At 34.7% G+C, this 22,600-nt stretch carries 23 protein-coding genes and 1 rRNA gene; 18 read left to right on the top strand and 6 right to left on the bottom strand.

Annotation, left to right across the window (positions count from 1 at the left end; all coding sequences use genetic code 11):
- Positions 1 to 87 precede the first annotated feature (87 nt).
- From OEV98_RS00120 to OEV98_RS00100, 5 genes are all read left to right on the top strand, one after another.
- On the top strand, positions 88 to 306 hold the full coding sequence (locus OEV98_RS00120) for a YneF family protein (RefSeq protein ID WP_263071098.1): 219 nt from the start codon (positions 88 to 90) through the stop codon (positions 304 to 306).
- 289 nt (positions 307 to 595) lie between these two features.
- A complete protein-coding gene (locus OEV98_RS00115) occupies positions 596 to 2,344 on the top strand; it encodes an ABC transporter transmembrane domain-containing protein (RefSeq protein WP_263071097.1) in 1,749 nt (582 codons plus the stop codon).
- Positions 2,345 to 2,346: 2 nt separating this feature from the next.
- Entirely contained in the window at positions 2,347 to 4,149 is a 1,803-nt protein-coding gene (locus OEV98_RS00110) for an ABC transporter ATP-binding protein (protein WP_263071096.1), read from the top strand.
- Between the two features lie 194 nt (positions 4,150 to 4,343).
- A complete protein-coding gene (locus OEV98_RS00105; RefSeq protein WP_263071095.1) occupies positions 4,344 to 5,051 on the top strand; it encodes a cytochrome c biogenesis CcdA family protein in 708 nt (235 codons plus the stop codon).
- An 86-nt stretch (positions 5,052 to 5,137) separates the two neighbouring features.
- Positions 5,138 to 5,596 carry a CcdC family protein gene (locus tag OEV98_RS00100; protein ID WP_263071094.1) on the top strand — a complete coding sequence of 153 codons (459 nt, stop codon included), beginning with the start codon at positions 5,138 to 5,140 and terminating at the stop codon, positions 5,594 to 5,596.
- Between the two features lie 90 nt (positions 5,597 to 5,686).
- Here the strand turns inward: OEV98_RS00100 and OEV98_RS00095 are convergent, their stop codons facing one another.
- Entirely contained in the window at positions 5,687 to 6,115 is a 429-nt protein-coding gene (locus tag OEV98_RS00095) for a DUF2621 domain-containing protein (RefSeq protein WP_263071093.1), read from the bottom strand.
- 193 nt (positions 6,116 to 6,308) lie between these two features.
- On the opposite strand from OEV98_RS00095, the gene OEV98_RS00090 reads away from it, so the two are divergent.
- The 3 genes from OEV98_RS00090 (at position 6,309) to OEV98_RS00080 (ending at position 7,013) form a co-directional block, all read left to right on the top strand.
- Positions 6,309 to 6,527: a DUF1659 domain-containing protein gene (locus OEV98_RS00090; RefSeq protein ID WP_263071092.1), complete on the top strand. Its 219-nt coding sequence runs from the start codon at positions 6,309 to 6,311 to the stop codon at positions 6,525 to 6,527.
- A 32-nt stretch (positions 6,528 to 6,559) separates the two neighbouring features.
- On the top strand, positions 6,560 to 6,775 hold the full coding sequence (locus OEV98_RS00085; protein ID WP_263071091.1) for a DUF2922 domain-containing protein: 216 nt from the start codon (positions 6,560 to 6,562) through the stop codon (positions 6,773 to 6,775).
- Between the two features lie 97 nt (positions 6,776 to 6,872).
- The gene (locus tag OEV98_RS00080) at positions 6,873 to 7,013 is read left to right on the top strand and encodes a YvrJ family protein (protein ID WP_263071090.1); all 141 of its coding nucleotides are present in this window, start codon (positions 6,873 to 6,875) and stop codon (positions 7,011 to 7,013) included.
- A gap of 87 nt (positions 7,014 to 7,100) precedes the next feature.
- Here the strand turns inward: OEV98_RS00080 and OEV98_RS00075 are convergent, their stop codons facing one another.
- Entirely contained in the window at positions 7,101 to 7,967 is an 867-nt protein-coding gene (locus OEV98_RS00075; protein WP_263071089.1) for a cation diffusion facilitator family transporter, read from the bottom strand.
- A gap of 376 nt (positions 7,968 to 8,343) precedes the next feature.
- Between OEV98_RS00075 and OEV98_RS00070 the strand changes: the two genes are divergently transcribed.
- From OEV98_RS00070 to OEV98_RS00055, 4 genes are all read left to right on the top strand, one after another.
- Positions 8,344 to 9,489 (top strand): exonuclease SbcCD subunit D, encoded by a 1,146-nt coding sequence (locus tag OEV98_RS00070; protein ID WP_263071088.1) that lies wholly within the window; start codon positions 8,344 to 8,346, stop codon positions 9,487 to 9,489.
- The gene (locus OEV98_RS00065) at positions 9,486 to 12,617 is read left to right on the top strand and encodes an AAA family ATPase (protein WP_263071087.1); all 3,132 of its coding nucleotides are present in this window, start codon (positions 9,486 to 9,488) and stop codon (positions 12,615 to 12,617) included. The genes OEV98_RS00070 and OEV98_RS00065 overlap by 4 nt, the downstream gene beginning before the upstream one ends.
- Positions 12,618 to 12,664: 47 nt before the next feature.
- The gene (coaW, locus tag OEV98_RS00060; RefSeq protein ID WP_263071086.1) at positions 12,665 to 13,468 is read left to right on the top strand and encodes a type II pantothenate kinase; all 804 of its coding nucleotides are present in this window, start codon (positions 12,665 to 12,667) and stop codon (positions 13,466 to 13,468) included.
- 67 nt (positions 13,469 to 13,535) lie between these two features.
- Positions 13,536 to 14,402, top strand: coding sequence for an NmrA family NAD(P)-binding protein (locus OEV98_RS00055; RefSeq protein ID WP_263071085.1), 867 nt, complete (start codon positions 13,536 to 13,538; stop codon positions 14,400 to 14,402).
- A 151-nt stretch (positions 14,403 to 14,553) separates the two neighbouring features.
- Here OEV98_RS00055 and OEV98_RS00050 read toward each other — a convergent pair whose 3' ends face one another.
- Positions 14,554 to 15,642 (bottom strand): mechanosensitive ion channel family protein, encoded by a 1,089-nt coding sequence (locus tag OEV98_RS00050; RefSeq protein WP_263071084.1) that lies wholly within the window; start codon positions 15,640 to 15,642, stop codon positions 14,554 to 14,556.
- A gap of 375 nt (positions 15,643 to 16,017) precedes the next feature.
- Between OEV98_RS00050 and OEV98_RS00045 the strand changes: the two genes are divergently transcribed.
- From OEV98_RS00045 to OEV98_RS00035, 3 genes are all read left to right on the top strand, one after another.
- Complete coding sequence (locus OEV98_RS00045; RefSeq protein ID WP_407676474.1) at positions 16,018 to 16,155, top strand: YjcZ family sporulation protein; 138 nt, start codon at positions 16,018 to 16,020, stop codon at positions 16,153 to 16,155.
- Positions 16,156 to 16,271: 116 nt separating this feature from the next.
- Positions 16,272 to 16,796 carry an acyl-CoA thioesterase gene (locus tag OEV98_RS00040; protein ID WP_263071081.1) on the top strand — a complete coding sequence of 175 codons (525 nt, stop codon included), beginning with the start codon at positions 16,272 to 16,274 and terminating at the stop codon, positions 16,794 to 16,796.
- Between the two features lie 84 nt (positions 16,797 to 16,880).
- Positions 16,881 to 17,474: a DNA-3-methyladenine glycosylase I gene (locus OEV98_RS00035; RefSeq protein ID WP_263071079.1), complete on the top strand. Its 594-nt coding sequence runs from the start codon at positions 16,881 to 16,883 to the stop codon at positions 17,472 to 17,474.
- Positions 17,475 to 17,599: 125 nt separating this feature from the next.
- On the opposite strand, the gene OEV98_RS00030 is transcribed toward OEV98_RS00035, so the two are convergent.
- Positions 17,600 to 17,890 (bottom strand): hypothetical protein, encoded by a 291-nt coding sequence (locus OEV98_RS00030; protein ID WP_263071078.1) that lies wholly within the window; start codon positions 17,888 to 17,890, stop codon positions 17,600 to 17,602.
- Positions 17,891 to 18,117: 227 nt separating this feature from the next.
- Between OEV98_RS00030 and OEV98_RS00025 the strand changes: the two genes are divergently transcribed.
- Positions 18,118 to 18,429 (top strand): hypothetical protein, encoded by a 312-nt coding sequence (locus tag OEV98_RS00025; RefSeq protein ID WP_263071077.1) that lies wholly within the window; start codon positions 18,118 to 18,120, stop codon positions 18,427 to 18,429.
- A gap of 79 nt (positions 18,430 to 18,508) precedes the next feature.
- On the opposite strand, the gene OEV98_RS00020 is transcribed toward OEV98_RS00025, so the two are convergent.
- The gene (locus tag OEV98_RS00020; RefSeq protein ID WP_263071076.1) at positions 18,509 to 18,964 is read right to left on the bottom strand and encodes a regulatory YrvL family protein; all 456 of its coding nucleotides are present in this window, start codon (positions 18,962 to 18,964) and stop codon (positions 18,509 to 18,511) included.
- Positions 18,965 to 19,086: 122 nt separating this feature from the next.
- The gene (locus OEV98_RS00015) at positions 19,087 to 19,950 is read right to left on the bottom strand and encodes an SDR family oxidoreductase (RefSeq protein ID WP_263071074.1); all 864 of its coding nucleotides are present in this window, start codon (positions 19,948 to 19,950) and stop codon (positions 19,087 to 19,089) included.
- 224 nt (positions 19,951 to 20,174) lie between these two features.
- Between OEV98_RS00015 and recQ the strand changes: the two genes are divergently transcribed.
- Together recQ and OEV98_RS00005 are read left to right on the top strand one after the other, a co-directional pair.
- Positions 20,175 to 21,965: a DNA helicase RecQ gene (recQ, locus tag OEV98_RS00010; RefSeq protein WP_263071072.1), complete on the top strand. Its 1,791-nt coding sequence runs from the start codon at positions 20,175 to 20,177 to the stop codon at positions 21,963 to 21,965.
- A gap of 421 nt (positions 21,966 to 22,386) precedes the next feature.
- Positions 22,387 to 22,600 (top strand): 16S ribosomal RNA (locus OEV98_RS00005); the annotation flags it as partial.

Below are 22,600 nucleotides of genomic sequence, written 5' to 3'. Positions count from 1 at the left end.
AAATTGATAAATTATTGATGAATATATTGTAAAAATAGCGTTCGTTTAGTACACTGTTAAATAGACAACAAGAAGGAGGATTTATCAATGCCTTGGTGGGGATATTTACTAATTGTCGTAGCGTTAATCGCTGGAGTTGCCCTAGGATTTTTCCTAGCACGCAAATATATGATGGATTACTTGAAGAAAAATCCACCTATTAATGAACAAATGATTCGTGTCATGATGATGCAAATGGGTATGAAACCATCTCAAAAGAAAATCAATCAAATGATGAATGCGATGAACAAACAGTACGACAAATAATAAGGTTGAAGCATATGGAGATTTTCCTTATTAATCGAATATAGATGACCATCACAATTAATGGAATAAGGAAGTATCTAAAAGCAAAAAAACTATCCTATCTTGAATAACTCAAGGAATGGATAGTTTTTTTTTTAGTTTATTAAATTCACAAAATGCAAATTAAATAAATCTTTCCTATAATATAAAAGTTTGGTAAACTAAAAAGGATGTTTTTTCAAACGATTGTAGATAAAACAATAAATAGAGAAGGAAAAGTCAAGAAAAATAGGACATACGGGGGATAGAGATGAAGGTATTTCGAGATTTAGCTTGGTTTTTTAAACAGGAGAGAAAGTCTTATTTATTAGGTATTTTACTTTTATTATTAGTGGCTGCTCTCCAATTAGTACCGCCTAAAGTAATTGGTATTGTTGCAGATGAAATTGGCAACCAGACATTAACATGGTCTAAATTAGGAATATGGACGGCGGTCATTATCGGATCTGGATTTTTTATGTACATTTTCCGTTATTATTGGAGAATATGTATCTTTGGTTCTTCCGTGAAATTGTCTCGATTATTAAGAACGAAATTATATGATCATTTTACTAAAATGTCTTCTTCGTTTTATCAAAGAAAACGAATTGGGGATCTAATGGCTCATGCCACAAATGATATACAAGCAATTCAACAAACAGCAGGTTCTGGTGTTTTAACATTAGTAGATTCATTAGCGACCGGAGGCTCCGTAATTTTAGCAATGGCTTTTACGATCAGCTGGAAATTAACAATAATTGCATTATTGCCAATGCCTATTATTGCTATATTAACAAACTGGTATGGAACAAAGCTTCATCACCGTTTTCGTTTAGCACAGGAAGCTTTTTCTTCCTTAAATGATAAAACACAAGAAAGTATATCAGGTATAAAAGTTATTAAAACCTTTGGACAGGAAAAAGAAGACATCGAAGAGTTTCGGAAGCAATCGGATGATGTTGTTCAAAAAAATATTGCAGTAGCAAAAATCGATGCATTATATGATCCAACTATATCAGCTGTTGTAGGGCTTTCCTTTTTCTTATCCATCGGCTTTGGGGCATATTTTGTCGTAAATGGGAGTATGACGATTGGTCAATTAATTTCCTTTAATACTTATCTTGGGTTACTAATTTGGCCAATGCTAGCATTTGGTTGGTTATTTAACATTGTTGAACGTGGCAGGGCATCCTATGGTAGGGTTTCTACATTATTGAATGAAAAAGTTGATATTGAAGATACTTCCACTGGTGTGGACCAAGTGCCAAGTGGGGAAATTGACTATAAAATTCAAATATTCACATATCCTAACGAAAATACAGCTGTTTTACAAAATATTAATTTTGCGCTTGCTCAAGGAAAAACGTTAGGAATTGTAGGAAAAACAGGGGCAGGAAAAACAACATTATTAAAACTGCTCATTCGTGAATTCGAAGGATATAAAGGGGAAATTCGGATTGGTGGAATTCCGATTCATGAGTATAAGCTAGATGCGTTTCGAAGAGCGTTTGGCTATGTTCCGCAAGATCATTTTTTATTTTCTACTTCTATTAAAGAAAATATTGCATTTGCAAAAGCAGATGCTAGTTTATCTGAAATTGAAACAGCTGCAGAAATTGCCAATATTCATGAGGACATACTTAATTTTACCGAGGGCTACCAAACCATTGTCGGCGAGCGAGGAGTTAGTTTATCCGGTGGACAAAAACAACGTATCTCCATTGCGCGAGCCGTTCTGTTGAACCCAGAAATATTAATTTTAGATGATTCCTTATCAGCTGTTGACGCAAAAACAGAAGAGATGATTTTATCTGCTTTACGTAATAATCGGGAAGGGAAAACAACCATTATTACTTCTCACCGATTGAGCGCAATCCAGCATGCCGATATAATCCTTGTGTTAGATGAAGGGAAAATCGTTCAAAAAGGTATGCACGAGGAACTTATGAATGAAGAAGGTTGGTATAAGGATATGTATCTTCATCAACAACTTGAATCGCTTGTGGAACATGGAGGGTAAATATGGATAAAGAATCAAAAGTGATGAGCTCTAAAGAACAACGACTTGTTCTATTCCGGCTGCTAAACTATGCGAAGCCATATATTCGACCGATGTTTTTCGCATTTTTCCTATTAGCATTGGCAACTGTAGGAGAAGTAGTTGGTCCCATTTTAGTAAAGATTTTCATCGATGATCATGTAACACCAAGAAATTTTGAGATGACACCGATTATCATTTTAGCCGTTACCTATTTGTTTATACAAATTGCGAATACTTTTATCATGTATTTTCAATCCGTGAAGTTTCAAACGATAGCATTAAAAATCATTCAGCAAATGCGGATTGATGTTTTTAGTAAGGTTCAAGCTCTTGGAATGAAATATTTTGACAAAACGCCAAATGGTGGAATTGTTTCCCGCGTGACGAATGATACGGAAGCAATTAAAGATATGTTCGTTAGTGTTTTAGCGGTATTTATCCAAAGTGCCTTTATGTTCGTTGGTATTTTCATCGCAATGTTTACATTAAATGTGAAGCTTGCCGCATTTTGCTTGCTGTTTTTACCAATTTTATATTTTATTATTCGTTTGTATCGGAAAATTAGCTCGAAATTTTATCAGGATATGCGTGAACGTTTGAGTGGATTAAATGCGAAGCTAAATGAATCATTACAAGGTATGGGAATTATTCAAGTTTTCCGTCAAGAAGAACGCATGAGACGGGAATTTGGTGAAATCAATGAAGGGCATTATCAGGCAGGAATGCGTAATATTAAAGTAGATGGGTTACTTTTACGACCTGCGGTTGATTTAGTGTATATACTAGCTGTCATTATTGTGTTAGGATTTTTTGGAATTACTTCTATGCAAACAGCAGTAGAGCTAGGTGTACTTTTTGCTTTTGTAAATTATTTAAATCGATTTTTTGAACCGGTAAATAATGTGATGCAGCAATTAAGCTTTTTTCAACAAGCGATTGTCTCGGCATCCCGTGTATTTATATTATTAGATGAAACGGAAATAGCACCAAGTCAAGAAAACCATAAGGATGCGAAAATAATTGATGGGAAAATAGAGTTTAAAAATCTATCGTTTTCATATGATGGAAAACAAGATGTTTTAAAAAATATTTCCTTTACCGCATATCCGGGAGAAACTGTTGCATTAGTTGGGCATACTGGAAGTGGAAAAAGTTCCATTATCAATTTATTAATGCGTTTTTATGAGTATAATCGTGGTGATATTTTAATGGATGGGAAGTCAATTAAACAGTATACGATGGATGAATTACGAAAAAAAATGGGACTCGTTTTACAGGATCCATTCTTATTTTACGGAACGATAAAAGACAATATTCGATTGCACAATGATGAAATAACCGATGAAACGATAATAGAGGCTGCAAAATTTGTGCAGGCCCATCCATTTATCGAAAAACTACCAGATGGCTATGAGCAACAGGTTACGGAACGTGGATCCACGTTTTCGAGTGGTCAACGGCAATTAATTGCATTCGCAAGAACAATGGCGATGAATCCGAAAATATTGATTTTGGATGAAGCAACAGCAAATATCGATACCGAAACAGAAGAATTAATTCAAACCGCATTAGCAAAAATGCGGAAGGGAAGAACTACGATTGCGATTGCCCATCGTTTATCTACCATTCAGGATGCCAACTTAATTTTGGTTCTTCATAAAGGAGAAATTGTCGAACGTGGTACACATCAGGAATTGCTAGCGAAAAAAGGCTTGTATTATAAGATGTATTTATTGCAAAATGGTTTACGGGAAACAATTGAAGATGTTGTTATTCATCAATAAATGATAAAAAGGTTTTCGTTTGCACCTATTTCAAGACTAGAAATAGGTGCGTTTTTAAACATTTTGTTTACATAACCGTATTATAGTAACCTAATGACACAAAAACTTCACAAATGGTTTCAATAGTACAATGAACAATCATTTGGTACAATTAAAAATAGCGAAAAATCTTAAGGGGTTTGGGAGGGATGAAAGTGGCAGATGTAAATATCTTTTTGGCTTTTGGTGCAGGGTTTTTGAGTTTTATCTCACCTTGCTGTTTGCCCCTATATCCTGCATTTTTATCGTATATAACTGGTATGAGTGTTGGAGAAATAAAAGAAGAGAACATTTTACTGAAAAAGAGAAGCTTACTACATACTTTGTTCTTTTTGTTAGGTTTTTCTATCGTGTTCATCGTACTTGGCTTTGGTACATCTTTTATTGGTCAATTATTTTATCGAAATATGGATCTCATTCGGCAAATCGGGGCAATATTTATCATTTTTTTTGGTTTAATTACAGTTGGTATAATAAAATCAGAGTTTTTCATGAAAGAACGGCGGTTCGAGTTTAAAAATCGTCCAAGTGGTTACCTTGGTTCGGTATTGATTGGTTTAGCGTTTGCTGCTGGATGGACACCATGTATGGGTCCTATTTTGGCCGCGGTTATTACACTTGCTGCAACAAATCCTGGAGCGGGCATGCTTTATATGATTGCGTATGTATTAGGCTTTGCTATACCGTTTCTCATTTTATCCTTCTTTATTGGGAATATGCAGTGGATTCGTAAGCACAGTTTGAAAATCATGAGAATCGGTGGTATATTCATGATTGGAATTGGTATTTTATTATTTTTTGATTGGATGTCGTTAATTATCCAATGGCTCAGTCCGCTTTTCGGAGGGTTTAATGGTTTTTAAAATTATTTTTACATAGCTTTGTCCAATTAACATATGTAGTTTACTCTATTTTTTACATACGATTTATGGAGAAAGGATTATTCATCATGGAAATTGTAGCATTTATTTTCGCTTTATTTATGAGTGTTGCACTAATCTTTATACGTTCCAAAGCTTCGGACAAACCTGCTTCAGTGAAGAAAATATTAATACCACCAGTTATGATGAGCACTGGTGCACTTATGTATATTTTTCCGATGTTTCGCTTAAATTTAATGGAGATGTTGGAGGCAGTGGTTTTAGGTTTATTCTTTTCGATATTCTTAATTAAAACCTCAGGTTTTGAAGTAGTTGATTCAGATATTTATTTAAAGAAATCAAAGGCATTTATCTTTATCCTTATCGGTTTACTGGTTATCCGCACCGTATTGAAATATTATTTAAGTGACACGATAGATTATGGAGAATTAGCAGGTATGTTTTGGCTGTTAGCATTCGCTATGATAGTCCCTTGGCGTGTTGCGATGTTTATGCAATACCGGAAAATTGCAGCGACGCTACATTAAATTAGTTTTTCATCATATGCAGTAAAACCCCCCTGATCCAATGATCTAGGGGGGTAAATTTTTTCGAGTAATCGAAGGTAAACGATATTTTTAATTGAATAATTGTTCGTATTGATCTGTGCTTATATTTAATTCTGCCAGTTTTTTTCGTAAAAACTTATGATCGCGTTTTGGTGTTGCAATAATATACCCTCTAATAATTATGTCGATTGTAATTTTTTTCGCTCTTTCTTTTAAAGCAATTTCTCCGATTTTCCCTGCAATTTTTTGTCTTGCTACATCCCGAAATAGTTCTGGTACTGGGCTAACTAGCTCATTTAATAAAGATAGCTGGTCTTTTCCCCATAAATTTTTCGTTTTTTCTACGTAATAAATTTCCCAATCCATATCTGATTTTCCGTCTTCTTTTGGCAATTTTTTCAAGAATTTGCGAAACATGAAAAAGCCACCAATGCCGAACAAGACTGGAAGGAAGAATACCCAAAGTAAAATGAACCATAAAAATGGACCTTCTAACATTAACTTCACCCCTATATCCGCACATGAATCACATTATGTATTATCACTACCCATTATACCGAGTTTGCTTGTACATCTGCAAGATTTGAATATCCATTCTTTCGAAGAATGGGAAGTTTATATTTCTTCACATTCCATTGTCCATTTTTATAAAAATTCACTATAACATAAGTGAAGGGAGGAGGTGGTCACAATGGCATTAGCAAATTTAGTAGATTCAACTGTTCGCTTAGTTTATGATGCAGGACTTGATGAAAATGGAGATGTGGTGTTAAAAGCGAAAAGCTACAACAATATCAATTTAAATGCTACAGCAGACCAAATCTTTGCCGCAGCACAAGCAATTGCTTCTTTAACCAGTCTGCCATTATTGGCAATCGAAAGAAGCGACAAAACAGAAATCTATGAATAATAACGTAACAAAAAGAGGAGGAGGTGATTCCTTTGGAACAAACATTGGAGCTTCATTTTCTAACGGAACTAGGAAAAACGATCCGCATCATTATTAATGATCCGAAGGAAGATTTACTAGCTTCAGAGATTCAGGCAGCGATGGAGCAATTAATTCAGTCTAATATTTTTCTCACAGAAAGCGGACCGATTGTATCCGTGAAAGAAGCACGTTTAATAGAGCGTAATATAAATGTATTTGAATATTAATCGTAACGTCTAGAAGTATGCTGGTACATAAACAGTACCAGCTTTTCTCCAGTGCAAGTTGTTGATAAATGAGGAAGTGGTGGAAGGGGGAACTAGTGTGAATGAAATTTTACCTTTTGTAAGTGAAGTAGGTTTTCCGATTGTAGTCACTTTAATCCTTTTATATCGTATCGAGGTTAAACTGGATCAAGTGGTTCATTCGATTGAACAACTTGCTGAGCATATTGCAAAGGTATAGTCTATAAAGAAAAACCAACCGTAATAAAAAATGGTTGGTTTTTTCTTTGTTTTAAATAAGAAGGATTCATATAGTAGTTATCTGAAGTTAATCTACTGGCTCTGTATGGACTAATACATTCGGGATACCATATTTACTTTCTAATACCTTTTCAATATCCTCGGTAATTTTATGACTTTCTGCAACCGTTAATTTTGGATCCACACCAATAGTTGCATCTAAAAAAGTACGATTTCCAAGCATTCGGGCACGGACCTCTTTAACGGTCAGTACACCTTCAGTCTTTGTAATTGTTTCAACTACTTGTGTAATTCTCTCTTCATCATATCCGTCCGTTAAGAAATAAATCGTATTTCGTAATATATCCCAAGCCGTTTTAATAATAACAACGCCAACGACAACCGCTGCTAATGGGTCTAGCCAAAATAGCTGAAATTGTCCCCCAATAATCCCCGCAATTGCACCTACACTGACAAGTGCATCGGACCGATTATCGTAAGCGGCTGCCAAAAGACCTTGACTGTTAATTTTTTTTGCCAGCTTTAGATTGTATCGATAGACGAAAAACATAAATAGTGCACTAAATCCAGCAATCCAAGCGGTTAACAAATCTGGGGAAACGTGATTTCCGTCTAACACTCTGGAAATAGAACCGATTAGTACTTCCATACCAACGATAAACATAATAATGGAAGCAATTAAGGAAGCAATGGTTTCTGCACGATAATGACCGTAATGGTGATTATCGTCTGGTGGCTTACTTGCTATTTTTAACCCGATTAAAATAGCAATGGAACCAATAACATCTGTTGCATTATTTAAACCATCGGCGCGTAAAGCTTCCGAATTTCCTATATAGGCAACACTTATTTTCACTATAGAAAGGGTAAGGTAGGCAATAATACTTAGCCAAACACCTTTCTCACCCGATTTTAAGTCCTCAAAATCATTCAATGTTCATTCCCCCATCTAGTACAAACCAATCATTAGTTTATATTGAATAAACGAGTGTTATGTATAAAATAGTAATAGAAAAATCTGCTCAAATTTAATTGCGTTTTATAGCATATCAAAAAAAATGAAGTGGGTCTATAGAAACAAAGTTACCAATTGTCATTATAAATGGAAAAAGAGAATAATGTTTGACAGAGGCAAATTATTATAATAGGATACGACTTTCTATACGTGATACTACAGTATTTTATCATTGTAGGTGAACGAAATGAAATTACGAGTGTAAACTATGCTTTGTTCTAGAAAAAATGCTGAAAGTCTGTTAAAATAGAAGGAACAAATGTTCGAATTTTGATTAGGAGGTATTCATTGAAAAATGAAATTCATTCATACTGCCGATTGGCATTTAGGTAAGCTCGTCCATGGAATTTATATGACCGAAGAACAAGAATATATTTTACAAGCGCTCATGAAAATAATTGATAGAGAAAATCCAGATGCAGTAGTTATTGCAGGGGATTTATATGATCGCTCCGTTCCGCCTACGGATGCAGTAGAATTATTAAATAAATATTTCTATGAAATAAATGTGGTTAGAAATATACCAATACTTGCTATATCTGGAAATCATGATAGTGGTGAGCGATTGGCTTTTGGATCTACTTGGTATCGGAAAAACCATTTATATATTGAAGGAAAACTTGGTGAACATTTATTTCAGCCAATTTCTATTAAAGGAGTTAATTTTTATTTAATGCCATATATGGAGCCTGGAATTGTCCGCAATTTATATGATGATGATACAATTCATTCTCATGAGGATGCTATGAAGCGATTGGTCGGAAAAATGGAAGAAACAATCCAATTAGACGTCCCAAATATTTTTATTGGACATGCCTTTGTAGCAGGTGGTAAAACGACAGAATCGGAACGAACATTATCTGTAGGTGGTAGCGGAATGGTATCGGTCGATAGCTTTTCCCCATTTGCATATACTGCATTAGGTCATCTTCATAGTCCGGATGCAATAAAACATCCAACGATTAAATATTCTGGGTCACTATTAAAGTACTCCTTTTCAGAGAGTACGCAAAGAAAAATTGTCCGTATTGTAGAAATCGACGAAAATAGTAACTTATCGGAAAGAGAGGAAAAATTAATTCCGAAGCGAGATATGCGAGAAATTTCTGGGTACATGGATGAATTATTAGACCCGCAATATTTTCAATCACAAAATGTAGAAGATTATATAAAAGTAATATTAAAGGATGAGGGATCGATAATCGACCCGATGAATAAATTGCGACAAATCTACCCGAATATTCTTCATTTAGAAAGAAAAATAGACTTAGTTGATGCAAAGGAAAAGCAAACAATTCAGCAAATTACCGAACGGAAAAACGAGTTAGAGCTGTTTAAACAATTTTATGAAGATATTACAACAGCAAAATTTACAGATGAAAAAGAAAAAATAATGATTAAAACTATCGATAAAGTGAAAAAGGAGGAGGGAATCCTTTGAAACCAATCGTACTCATGATGCAAGCATTTGGTCCGTATGCCAATCAAGAAATTATCGATTTTAGACAACTAGGAAATCATACGATGTTTGTTATTTCCGGAAAGACTGGTGCTGGAAAAACGACCATTTTTGACGGAATAAGTTATGCCATTTATGGAAGAGCTAGTGGAGAGGATCGTGTTGGTCCAGATTTACGAAGTCAATTTTCGGATGAAGATATACAAACAGAGGTTTCCTTACAATTTGAACTACGCGGGAAACAATATTATATTTGGCGTGCACCTCAACAAGAGAAGAAGAAAACGAGAGGTGAAGGATATACGACCGTCAATGCAAAGGCGGAATTGTATCTTGTCGAAAATGGAGAGAAACAGATTATTGGCTCTAACGTCAAGGAAGTCGATGAAAAAATAAAAGAAATTATGCAAATTGATGTCAATCAATTTCGGCAAATATTAATGATCCCACAAGGCGAATTTCGGAAGCTATTAGTTTCGGAGAGTAAAGAAAAGGAGATAATTTTACAACGATTATTTCATACCTTTGCCTATAAAAAAGTAGAAGAGGCATTAAAAGATCAAGCTTCTTTATTAAGAGAGCAGGTAGGTCAATTTTCTAGACAAAAATTAGACCTTATGCGAATGATTGATGCAAATAATAATGAAGAATTACGGAATCAATTACTTAGTGAAGAGATTAATGAAGTGATCATTATATCCTTACTTGAAGAGGAAATAGATCGAAAGGTTTCCCAAATAAAATCAGATACTAAGCTAGTGCAAGATAAGGAAAAAGAGCGGGATACACTTCATACGCAATGGATTCAAGCTACCCAAATATTAGAAACCATTAAGCGTAAGGAGCAATTGGAAGTATGGAAAATCCAATTAGATGAAAAGGAGCCAATCATTCAAGAAAAACAACAAACGATTGAAAAGGCTCAGAAAGCAGAAAAATTATTACAACAAGAGCTAAAATGTCATAGTCTTAAGCGTGATTTAGATGAAAAGGCAAAACAAATCAATCAATTAAATGAAAAAATCAACGACCAGAAGCAACAATTAGCTCAGAAAGAGAAAATACTTCAGGAAGAAAAGGGAAAAGAACAAGAGAGAAAAGAAGCAAGTGAATACGTTCAAAAACTTAAAAGCATGCAAGAGGATGTTTTTGCTTATTCAGGTTGGGTTGAGGAATTTACGGAATTAAAGCGTCAACTGGAAAAAATTCATCAATCAGCATATCAAGTTGATGAAGCAATTGCGAAAAATAAAGCAAAATTAGAAGTTTTACAGGAGCAAAAGGAAAGCTTAGAACAGTTGAAATACAAAAGGCTCGAAGCTAAAATGCAATTGGATCAATTAAAAAATGTGCTTGAACAAAGTAAATCATTATTAACATTAGATAATAATTTCAAACAACTGCAGATTTCAAAGACAAAAACCGATGCAGAAGGAGAATTATTAAAAAGACGCTTAGAAGATCAAAAAATACTCGCTGAAATAGTCGATAAAAAATGGGTTCAAGGACAAGCAGCATTATTGGCGAAAGTGTTAACCGAAGGTGAGGAATGTCCAGTATGTGGCTCTATTCATCATCCGAAAAAAGCAATCCAGCATGAGGAACTTCCAACCGAGGAAGAAGTAAAAGAGGTACGTAATACATTAAATGATTTAGAAAAGGAAGTCACTGATTTTACCTTCAGACAGCAAAAATTAGTTTATGAAATGGATAGTATAATAGAAAAGAAAAAGGAAATTTATACTAAATTAAGTCATGAAGTAGAGGCTGTAGAAATAGAAAATAATGAAGAGTTTTATCTCCGAAAGAAAAACGAATTGCAAGCCAAACATAACCAATTAGCTGAATGGGAAAAGTTACTTCAGAGATTAGATGGAACCATTGCGCTCGTTCGAGAGACAGAGGGAAATATAGAAAGTTTACTTAAGAAGAAAGATCAAATTAATGAAGAGGAAAGAAAATTAGAAAAAGCAATTACAGAAAAACAAGTTATGATTCAACGAATAAAGGATAGTATTCCGAAAAACATCCAGTCTAAGGAATTATTCATGAAAGAACTGAATCAGTCTATCCAAAAGGAAGAAGCATTATGGAAAAGATTAGAAAAAGCACAAGAAGAATATGCAGAAGCAAAGGAACAAGCCTCCGCAATAACAGGTAAAATGGAAACACTTGAAGTGGTGTATACGGAAATTTCTAATCATTTAGCTTTAGAAAAGCAACAATTCGTCGATATGATGAATGAAGAAGGCTTTGCAAACTATACCGATTACGAAAATGGGAAACGGACGATTGAACAAATGAAACAATTAGAAAACGAAATTATTTCCTATCGTGAAGAATATCGTTCCGTTTCTGATCAGCTTGAACAACTGGAATTAGTCTTAAAAGATAGTGAAAAGCCAAATATTGAGGAGCTTGAACAAAGATTAAAAATATCCGAAACAGAATTAGACAGACTGCGAGCTAAATTAAGTGATTTACAATCAACCTGGAAGAAAAATCAAGAAATCTATTCCACTATTTTATCGATAAATAGTAAAGTAAAAGATTTAGAAGAGGAATTTAAGCTTGTCGGACATTTAGCAGATATTGCTCGAGGACAAAATGCACAAAGAATTACATTTGAAAGGTATGTTCTTGCTTCATTTTTAGATGATATTTTAAAACTTGCAAATGCAAGACTATTAAAAATGACAAGTGGTAGATACACCTTGTTACGAAAAAAAGACCGTTCGAAAGGGAATGTGCAAAGTGGCTTAGAATTGCTCATATATGACCAATATACTGGTCAAGAGCGTCATGTTAAAACATTATCTGGTGGAGAAAGCTTTAAAGCTGCCTTATCACTTGCACTTGGTCTTGCTGATGTAGTGCAGGAATATGCTGGTGGAGTTTCTCTTGAAACGATGTTTATTGATGAAGGATTTGGTACATTAGATCCAGAATCATTAGATCATGCGATTGAAGCATTAATGGAAATTCAAAGTAGTGGTAGACTAGTAGGTATTATCTCCCATGTACCGGAACTAAAAGAACGAATGGACGTACGTTTGGAGGTAATCGCTACACAAGAGGGTAGTAGAACCGAGTTTAAATTTTATCATTAAACAAAGATTACAATTCGTTATCTATTGTACGAACGGAGGAAGAACTTATGAGAAGAAGCATAGGGGTAGATGCAGGAGGGTCTTTAGTAAAAATAGCGTTTGAGGAAAAGGGAAGCATTCATTATAAAACATATCCAGTAGAGGACATCGATACTCTAGTTAACTGGTTAAAACTGTCAGCCTCAGATGCGATTTTTAAATTAACCGGGGGAAAGGCAAACTATTTAAAGGAAAGATTAGGAAATGAGTCGATAATGATTGATGAATTTCAGACAATAGTCGATGGAGTACGTCTATTGTTGATGGAACAGAATGAAGTAATCAATGATTTTATACTTGTTAGTATTGGGACAGGTACATCTATTTATCATGTCCAAAAGGATCACAATGAACGAATGTTTGGCACTGGGATAGGTGGGGGAACTTTGATAGGTTTAGGAGCAAAGCTAGCTTCCACAAGTGATTTTCATCAGATTATCAAACTTGCGGCTAAAGGAGATCACAAGCGTTCTGATTTATTAGTAAAAGATATTTACGATCGGCATTCTCCCCCGATTTTAGCAGATTTAACTGCGGCTAACTTTGGGAAGGCACATAAACAAAATGCATTAAAAGAAGATTTGTTGGCAAGTCTAGTACAGTTAATTGGAGAAACGATCATTTTGTTAGCTTCTAGTGCAGCACAGATGAAAAATAGTAAAACGATTGTTTTTTCAGGTGGTACATTAGCTGGAAATACTGTGCTAAAAGAAGTGCTGCTTAGTTTTCAAGAAATGCTAGGCTATCAAATGATCATTTTAGAAAATGGGGAATTTGCTGGTGCTAGAGGTGCGCTATCGACTGAAGTCTAATTCGGTGTCATCGTTAGAAAACTGATGTAAACTATACGTAATGCTTATGTTAAAAGGGGGATTATCAATGAAATTGTTAGTAACAGGTGCTACAGGGAAGCTAGGCAGTAAAGTTATAGAAGCATTATTAAAAACGGTACCGGCCAGTCAGCTATCAGTAAGTGTTCGAAATCCTGATAAGGCAGAAGGATTGCGCCTGCGTGGTGTCGATGTTCGCCATGGTGATTTTGACCAGCCAGAATTATTAACAACTGCATTTGCTAATATTGATCGCTTGTTGCTTATTTCTGCTGACGGAGACAATGAAACGAGAATTAAGCAACACGGAAATGCGGTTGTTGCTGCTGCGCGGGCAGGGGTAAAGTTTATAGCATATACAAGTATAGTAAATGCCCAAATGAGCACAAACTTTCTTGCACCTACCCATAAAGCTACAGAGGAAGCAATTTTGAAGACAGGAATTCCTTATTCCTTCTTGCGAAACAATTGGTATTTAGAAAATGAAATTCCTAGCATGCAAGGTGTTATGGCAGGATCTCCTTGGATAACGTCTGCTGGAAATGGAAAGGTAGGTTGGGCACTTCAACAAGAATATGCAGAAGCGGCAGCAGCAGTGTTAGCTGGTGAAGGACATGAAAATACAATTTATGAGCTTTCCGGAAAATTATTAACACAAGATGAATTAGCTAGAGCGTTTGGCATTGTAATAGGAAAGGATGTTACCATTCAAAAAGTAGATGACGTAGCATATGCGAATATCATGAAGGATACGGGATTACCAGATTTTCTTGTTCCAATGCTAGTAAATATTCAGAAGGATATACGTGAAGGTACTTTAGAAGTTCCAAGTAATGATTTCGAAAAACTACTTGGCCGTCCAGTTACTCCAATAAATGAGGCGTTGAAACAAATAGTAGAGGGATTTGCTAAATAAAATCAATCCTATTGTATTAAATAGATGTTTTCTTAATGTTGGCCATTCGTTTATTTTAGATTGGAATCGGTTCTTTACTCATAAATTACAGCATCTTTAACGAAAATGGCTTAAAAAAAGAGTTGCAGCATTATGTCTGCAACTCTTTCATTTATTTGCCTTGTGCAACACTATAATTATTTCCTGTCTGTTCCTCCACGTACAATGTTTGGCTTGGAAAAGCAATTTCCACTCCTTCTTCCTCTAAAATACGGAGAATGTTAAAGTTTATATCTTGTTTAATTTGTAAAAACTCTCCCCAAACCGTTGTATTTGTAAAGAAATACAAAAATAAATCTAAACTACTGTCAGAGAAACGATCAAAAGTAACAAATATAGTTTCTTTATGAATATCTGGATTGTTTTCTAACATATCTTTTATTCGATTAATTACTTTTTCCAAACGGCTTGTAGGAGTACCATACTTAACACCGAGGGTAAATTCAATTCTTCTTTTCCCCATCTTACTCCAGTTTGTAATATTTTCGTTTGCTAAAGTGGAATTAGGAACCGTAACAAGTGCTTGCGCAAATGTTCGGACTTTCGTACTCCGGAATGTAATATCTTCTACGGTACCTTCCACACTAGGTGTCAGTATCCATTCGCCGATTGAAAATGGTTTTTCGAAAATAATTACAATCCCAGCAATTAAATTTTTTAAAGCGTCTTGGGCTGCTAAAGCAAATGCCAATCCTCCTAGACCTAATCCTGCTATGAAACCATTAATATCGTAATCAAACTCTTGCGCTATAATTGTGATGCTTATCAATATTATTACTACTCTAATAGCCTTTGATAAAAATGGAATAAGGATTTGATCTATTTCAAAATTTAACCGTTTATTCATACTGTGAAAGAGAAATGAGGAAGCGGATGACAAATTATAAAGTCCCCAAGTTATTAATAGTATGATGGATGAACGGTAGAATTTAATAAACAATGAATTTGTCGGATCAATATAAGGAAAATATTGAGCAGCAATATATACACCAATTACGACAAATAGCCAGCGGATGGGATGTTCGAACGATAGCCAAACATTTGTAAGAAAGTCTGTTGGTGTTTTCTTGGCAATATTTAGTATGAATTTAAATAAATATTTACTAAATAGTTTACGTACAAGTAGAAATCCTAATAAAATTGCAATGGCTATAACTGAATTTAATAACGTTTCATTATCGAGAAAGTATTTCCAATTCATGGTAACACTCCTTATCTTTCATTCTATTAAAAGGTAGTTATCTAAACGAATGTTTTTATTTAAGTAAATAAGTATTATGAAATAAACTGCTGAACAAATGGAATTCAAGGAGACCTCCTTTAAGGAAGCTTCGTTTTGATCTGCGGAATCTGGTACAAATAATAACAACAGATAAGAAACCTATTGATCATGATGGTTTGTGTTTTTTGTTGTATTTTTTATGGACGGTAGGAAGATTGGTTATTACTTCAAAATATACGGAATACGGAGTAAGAGAAGGACAGCTTCGAAAGTTATGTTTAGTTTAACATGAATAATAGGTGAGTATCTATTTTTTTTACTTATGGATACTTGTTCTGTCGAGATTGCCATTCTGTGCATAGCTTACTATGTAGGAGGGAGGTGCAGTTTATGGGTTACTCTGTTGGTGGAGGAAGCGGTAGTGGATTTGCCTTAATTGTTGTGTTATTTATTTTATTGGTTATCGTTGGCGCAGCATATTTAGGCTATTAATTTTCCTAAAGTTTGAAAGAAAAAGGTTACCAATTTATCGTTTGGTAGCCTTTTATTTATAGAAGTAGCAATTATTTCCTAATGTTTGATATAATCTTTTCTGAGGTGAGATGTTAATGGAACAAAAGATTGTTCAGATGAAAGATACAATTGCAATAAAGACATCCCGAGTATTTCCGCAGGATACAAATATGCATGGTACATTATTTGGTGGAAAATTAATGGCGTATATTGATGACATCGCTTCTATATCTGCTGCTAAATTATGTAGAGCACCGGTTGTAACGGCTTCCATTGATTCAGTGGATTTCATTAAACCAATTGTAGAAGGTGATGCAGTGACCCTGGAGGCAATGGTTACTTGGACTGGTAGAAGTTCGATGGAAGTTGTCGTAAAGGTAACATCTGAACACTTACTAACTGGTGAAAAATCGATGGCTGCCTTATCATTTTTAACTTTCGTAGCTTTAGACGATAATGGACGTCCAAAACAAGTTCCAAAAGTTGTTCCACAGACGAAAAAGGAAAAATGGTTAAATGATACTGGAGAAAAGCGCGCACAATATCGAAAATCCAGAAAAATACAAAGTAAAGAATTGATTGATTTTTTTACAAAAGCTTCAAATGAGGATCAGTTCTAAAACTTTTAGTTATTTCCATTAGAAATGGACGATAAATATGTACAAGGCGAATTTCGTTAATAGTAGGATTTCTGAGGTGATAGGATGAAAAGATGTCAGTGGGTTACTGAAAATCCATTATATATCGAGTATCATGATCGTGAATGGGGCATTCCTGTATTAGAGGACGGGAAACTTTTTGAGATGCTACTATTAGAAGGTGCTCAAGCTGGTTTAAGCTGGATTACTATATTAAAAAGAAGAGATAATTATCGGTTTGCATTTGATAATTTTGATTATGAAAAAATAGCCACTTATTCAGAAGAGAAAATTTTGCAGTTAAAACAAAATGAGGGAATAATTCGCAATGAGAGGAAAATTCGTTCGGCTGTAGAGAATGCAAAGCAATTTATACAAATACAAAAGGAATTCGGCTCTTTTTCAAAATATCTTTGGTCTTTTACTAATGGAGAACCAATTATTAATTCATGGAATGAGGCTGACAAAATCCCTGCACAAACCGAATTAAGTCAAAAAATTAGTAAAGATTTAAAAAAACGTGGGTTTTCGTTTGTTGGACCTGTTATTATTTATTCGTTTTTACAAGCGACAGGAGTGGTAAATGATCATTTATTGTCATGCTTCTGCCATCCTACCCAAAAATTACATAAACAATCTAAAGGAAAGTCCGTGAATTAGTGGACTTTTTTTATTTGGATTATTTTAATAAGGTGGCACGATATTAATAAAGACTCCTACACTTTTAAGAATGAGCAATTGGAACTATTAAAGCAATGATAAAAGGGGTTTCTAAATCATTTCTTTTATGGCATTGAATGGGTGATAAACTCAATAATTAGTGCAAAAAATCCTAATATTATGGTCATTAAAGTTGTAGCGAAAACAATTCTTTTGCTTATTAAGGTACCTATTTCTGTGATGACTAATTTTCGATACACGAGATAAATGATTATACCGAAAAGAATTGAACCAATCCAACTAATCAGTCCGACTTCAGTAACTAATTTTTGCCAATCAAAAATCCAAAAGTACAGAATTAATAAATGAACAACAACCAAAAGTATTGAAGTAATTGTTAACAGTCTTTTTGCCATATAAATCCCTCCATGCACAATTATACTATTAAACTTGGAGATTCCACCAATATATTTCTAATTCAATAGCAACAGTCTTTTAGAAAAGAGCCTTTAATAAATATGAATGAAGAAGAAATCCATGAGAAGGATTTGTTGATTAGGACCCATTTTCAGAAGGGCAAGCACCTAGGACTTGGATAATACATACCAATATGTTGAATATAATTTGAGGAGGGGAAAAAGGTATGTATCCATTTCATCCTTATTATCCAGTTCAAGAAGAAGAGATGAGACAACAACAATTTGGTGGCTTCGGCGGATGGCAGGGGCAATATACACAAGGTGGTTGGCCAGGTCATCATCACGGACACGACCACGGACATCACCATGGTCATCATCACCATGGTCATCATCACCATCATCATGGATATCCGTATTATCCAATAAACCCTTGGGGACCATTTTTTGGACCATATGGTGGTTTTGGTGGATATGGTGGTTTCGGAGGCGGTGGATTTGGATCAGGATTCCCTGGTGGTACTTGGGGTAACTGGTGACCAAAAGAAAAATGACGAGTATAAATATGAACAAGAAGGAAGCACAACATCTGCTTCCTTTTTCCGTTATATATAGTAATTAATCTATCATTTTCTCCTTATTAAAATCGATAATATAATCAATAGCTGCTAACAAGATGGCTCCAATAATTTCTATCCATGTGTCAATCGCAATGTTTATCATCCAGTAGTCTACGAAATGGACAACAAGCCATGATAAGTATGTATTCGTAAGAAACAATAGAAGTTGGATTTGGTATGCTTGTAATGGAAAAAGCATAAACAACACTTTAAAAGTCAACAGTACTATATCTGTAATAAGACCAAATAAAAAGCAGTATATTAAAAATTTTACGATTGTAAAAATAGAATGATAGCTTACGCCTGTTAGCGTAAAAAGTCCTTTAACACCAAAAAAATATACCGCTAATATTGCAGCAAAAGTAATTATCCCAATAAATCCGAGCGATATGAAAATAAATATTTTTAATGGTAATGATTGACTTTTCAGAGAGCCTTCTTTTTTATTAGCCATTTTTCCCCCTACATTATTCCTTGCCTTTATATCTTATTTTATTTCCAACATCATAACACAAGAACACTATTTTTGTTTTTTTGGATATCGATTATAGTAGGGGGATTTTATATTTTGGTAAACTAGCCGTTTACAATATCTCCACCATTAACATGTAAAATTTGGCCAGTCATATAAGAAGAATCCTCACATGCTAAATAAACATAAGCAGGTGCAAGCTCCGCTGGCTGTCCTGCGCGCTTCATAGGTGAATCAGAGCCAAAGGTTGCTACTTGTTCGCTAGGAAAAGTAGATGGAATCAATGGAGTCCAAATTGGACCAGGTGCAACCCCATTTACTCGAATTCCCTTGCCAACTAACGAAGCGGAGAGAGACCTTGTAAAAGAAACGATTGCTCCTTTAGTAGCGGAGTAATCTAATAATTGTGCATTTCCTTTATAGGCGGTAATGGAAGCAGTATTAATAATGGAACTTCCTTGTTTTAAATGTGGTAGTGCAGCTTTAACCATGTAAAAGAAGGAGAAAATATTAGTTCGAAACGTTTTTTCCAGCTGTTGAGATGTAATATCTGTAATACTTTTTTGTGGATGTTGCTCCGCTGCATTGTTCACCAATATATCGAGTTTTCCATATTTCTCTATTGTTTGACTGATGATGTCCTTGCAAATATTTTCATCACCAATATCACCAGAAACAAGTAGACATTGACGTCCTTCGTTTTCCACGAGTTTTTTCGTTTCCTTTGCATCATTTTGCTCATTTAAATAAGAAATAACGATGTCGGCACCTTCTTTAGCAAAATGAACTGCAACAGCTCTGCCGATACCGGAATCCCCACCTGATATAAGTGCAACTTTTCCAGAAAGCTTCCCACTTGCCTTGTACGTTGGTTGAATCGTTTCAGGAGCAGGATCCATTTTCGATTGAATTCCAGGCTGTGTGTTTTGGTGTTGTGCAGGAAATGTATTTTTGTTTTGTTGACTCATCCATATCACCTCAAGGTCATTTTTTAGCATTTTTTAGCATTGCCATTATTAAACGAAAACATGTATTCTGATTAGAAGAGTAGCAAAAAAAGTATAGTAAAATTTCAAATAGTAAGATAGTTTATTTGCAACAATCTCGATCATTTAATATACTTATGAAGAACGAAGTTTACCATGAAATTAGTATTTACAGATTTGATTTTGTAAAAAGGAGTTAAGATGTGTTGAATCAAGCAATAAATCAAGCAAAAGAAATATTAAAAAACTATTTTGGTTATGACCAGTTTAGAATTGGTCAAGAACAGATTATTGAAAATGTATTACAAAAGAAAGATGTAGTTGGCATTATGCCAACTGGAGGAGGAAAATCATTAACCTATCAAATTCCTGCACTTATATTCCCCGGTGTATCTATTGTTATTTCTCCATTAATTTCCCTGATGAAAGATCAAGTGGATACTTTACAAAGTATTGGTATTCCCGCAACGTTTATTAACAGTTCGTTATCCCAATCGGAAATAGCAGAGCGTATAGAAAAATCCAAAAAAGGTGAATTTAAATTAATCTACTTGGCGCCAGAACGTCTTAGTTCCTCAGATTTCCTTTCTTTAATTCGTGACCAAACAATCTCTTTAATTGCGATCGATGAGGCGCATTGTTTATCCCAATGGGGACATGATTTCCGCCCGAGTTATTTACAAATTTATCCCTTTATTGAGGAATTATCAAATAAACCAGTTGTTCTAGCATTAACTGCAACAGCAACACCTCTAGTGAAAAAGGATATTTGTACGAATTTACACATTTCAGATACGCAAATAGTCCAAACTGGATATGCTAGGGAGAACTTACGTTTTCATGTGGTGAAAGGGCAAAACCGGGATGATTATACAATAAATTATATTCAAAAGAATCAAGGAGAAGCAGGAATCATATATGCTGCAACAAGAAAAGAGGTAGAACGAATCTATTCCTTTCTACAAAAGAAAGGGATCAAAGCAGGGAAATACCATGCAGGAATGCGTGAAGTGGACCGAACGGATTTTCAAGATAAATTTTTATATGATGAGATTTCCGTTATGGTAGCAACAAGTGCTTTTGGTATGGGAATCGACAAATCGAATGTTCGATTTGTTATACACTATCATATACCAAAGAATATGGAATCCTATTATCAAGAAGCGGGGAGGGCTGGACGTGATGGATTAATAAGTGACTGCATTTTACTATTTGCAGCACAGGATATCCATCTTCAAAAATTTTTGATAAACCAATCCGAAATGGATGGGGAGCATAAAGAACAAGAATACGCAAAACTTAGAAAGATGATAGGCTATTGTCATACGGAGATATGCTATCAAAATTATATTTTGCAGTATTTTGGGGACAAAGAGCTAGAACCATGTGGAAGATGCGGTAATTGCACGGACGAAAGAGTTCAACAGAATGTCACACGAGAGGCACAAATGGTCCTATCATGTATTAAACGAATGAATCAAAGATTTGGTAAAACGATGATTACGAAAGTTTTAACCGGTTCACAAGATAAAAAAATTAAAAGCTTTAAGTTTGAACAACTTACAACTTATGGCATTATGAAAGACCGTTCACAAAAGGAAGTGAATGATTTTATTGATTTCTTAACGGCAGAAGGGTATGTACAACCAACTGATGATGCGTTTCCAGTATTAATACTCACTAACAGAGGCTTGGATGTGTTAATAGGTGAAGTTCAAGTATTTAAAAAAGAATATATACAACCTAAAATTATTAATACTGAAAATGAATTATTTCAGCTCCTACGTGAGTTAAGAAAAGAAATTGCTACTAAAGAAAAGCTCCCTGCATATATCGTTTTCTCGGACGAAACTTTAAAAGAAATGAGTGTGAGACAACCGGAAGATTTAAATGAAATGCTTCAAATTAAAGGAGTTGGCCAAAAGAAATTAGAAACCTATGGAGCAGTCTTTTTAAATGTTATATTGAGTTATCAAAAGCAAAAAGAACTTATATAATAATTGTCGGTTTATAAGAAAGATTGGGGAATAAAAACACATTAATTACTAATTATTACCATTGTACTTATATTAATAGATTGATATAATAGCAGAACCAACTAATACAGTCACTAGTTGGTTCCTATACGTTTATCATTTATTGACATATAGGTATTAGAATGATAAAATTCTTGAGTTGCTATTTTGGATATTATGTTTTAAGAAAAGATATAAAAGAAACTTGTTGACATAACATTATTATTTTGATATAATAAATATGTTGCTTGAGAAAAGCAATTGAATATTGAACCTTGAAAACTGAACAAGACGAAGCGTTTAATTAAACTATTTTAAAAGCAATTTATGAGCTAATCAAACACTTTTTGGCCGATTAAGAGCCGCGACGTCCTGTCGCGAACATCGGCACAAAAACATCCTATTTTTGGAGAGTTTGATCCTGGCTCAGGACGAACGCTGGCGGCGTGCCTAATACATGCAAGTCGAGCGAATAAATTAGAAGCTTGCTTCTGATTTATTAGCGGCGGACGGGTGAGTAACACGTGGGTAACCTGCCTGTAAGTCTGGGATAACTCCGGGAAACCGGTGCTAATACCGGATAGTTTTTCTTCTCGCATGAGAGGGAAAGGAAAGAT

It is taken from the genome of Perspicuibacillus lycopersici, from assembly GCF_025660475.1.
Classification (GTDB): domain Bacteria; phylum Bacillota; class Bacilli; order Bacillales; family Caldibacillaceae; genus Perspicuibacillus; species Perspicuibacillus lycopersici.
The sequence above is the reverse complement of the archived record's forward strand: the minus strand, read 5'-3'. Positions and strand labels throughout refer to the sequence as shown.

Coding starts and splice junctions, on each gene's coding strand:
- OEV98_RS00120 (WP_263071098.1), top strand. CDS start 88: ATGCCTTGGTGGGGATATTTACTAATTGTCGTAGCGTTAATCGCTGGA.
- OEV98_RS00115 (WP_263071097.1), top strand. CDS start 596: ATGAAGGTATTTCGAGATTTAGCTTGGTTTTTTAAACAGGAGAGAAAG.
- OEV98_RS00110 (WP_263071096.1), top strand. CDS start 2,347: ATGGATAAAGAATCAAAAGTGATGAGCTCTAAAGAACAACGACTTGTT.
- OEV98_RS00100 (WP_263071094.1), top strand. CDS start 5,138: ATGGAAATTGTAGCATTTATTTTCGCTTTATTTATGAGTGTTGCACTA.
- OEV98_RS00095 (WP_263071093.1), bottom strand. CDS start 6,115: ATGTTAGAAGGTCCATTTTTATGGTTCATTTTACTTTGGGTATTCTTC.
- OEV98_RS00090 (WP_263071092.1), top strand. CDS start 6,309: ATGGCATTAGCAAATTTAGTAGATTCAACTGTTCGCTTAGTTTATGAT.
- OEV98_RS00070 (WP_263071088.1), top strand. CDS start 8,344: ATGAAATTCATTCATACTGCCGATTGGCATTTAGGTAAGCTCGTCCAT.
- coaW (WP_263071086.1), top strand. CDS start 12,665: ATGAGAAGAAGCATAGGGGTAGATGCAGGAGGGTCTTTAGTAAAAATA.
- OEV98_RS00055 (WP_263071085.1), top strand. CDS start 13,536: ATGAAATTGTTAGTAACAGGTGCTACAGGGAAGCTAGGCAGTAAAGTT.
- OEV98_RS00050 (WP_263071084.1), bottom strand. CDS start 15,642: ATGAATTGGAAATACTTTCTCGATAATGAAACGTTATTAAATTCAGTT.
- OEV98_RS00040 (WP_263071081.1), top strand. CDS start 16,272: ATGGAACAAAAGATTGTTCAGATGAAAGATACAATTGCAATAAAGACA.
- OEV98_RS00035 (WP_263071079.1), top strand. CDS start 16,881: ATGAAAAGATGTCAGTGGGTTACTGAAAATCCATTATATATCGAGTAT.
- OEV98_RS00030 (WP_263071078.1), bottom strand. CDS start 17,890: ATGGCAAAAAGACTGTTAACAATTACTTCAATACTTTTGGTTGTTGTT.
- OEV98_RS00025 (WP_263071077.1), top strand. CDS start 18,118: ATGTATCCATTTCATCCTTATTATCCAGTTCAAGAAGAAGAGATGAGA.
- OEV98_RS00020 (WP_263071076.1), bottom strand. CDS start 18,964: ATGGCTAATAAAAAAGAAGGCTCTCTGAAAAGTCAATCATTACCATTA.
- OEV98_RS00015 (WP_263071074.1), bottom strand. CDS start 19,950: ATGAGTCAACAAAACAAAAATACATTTCCTGCACAACACCAAAACACA.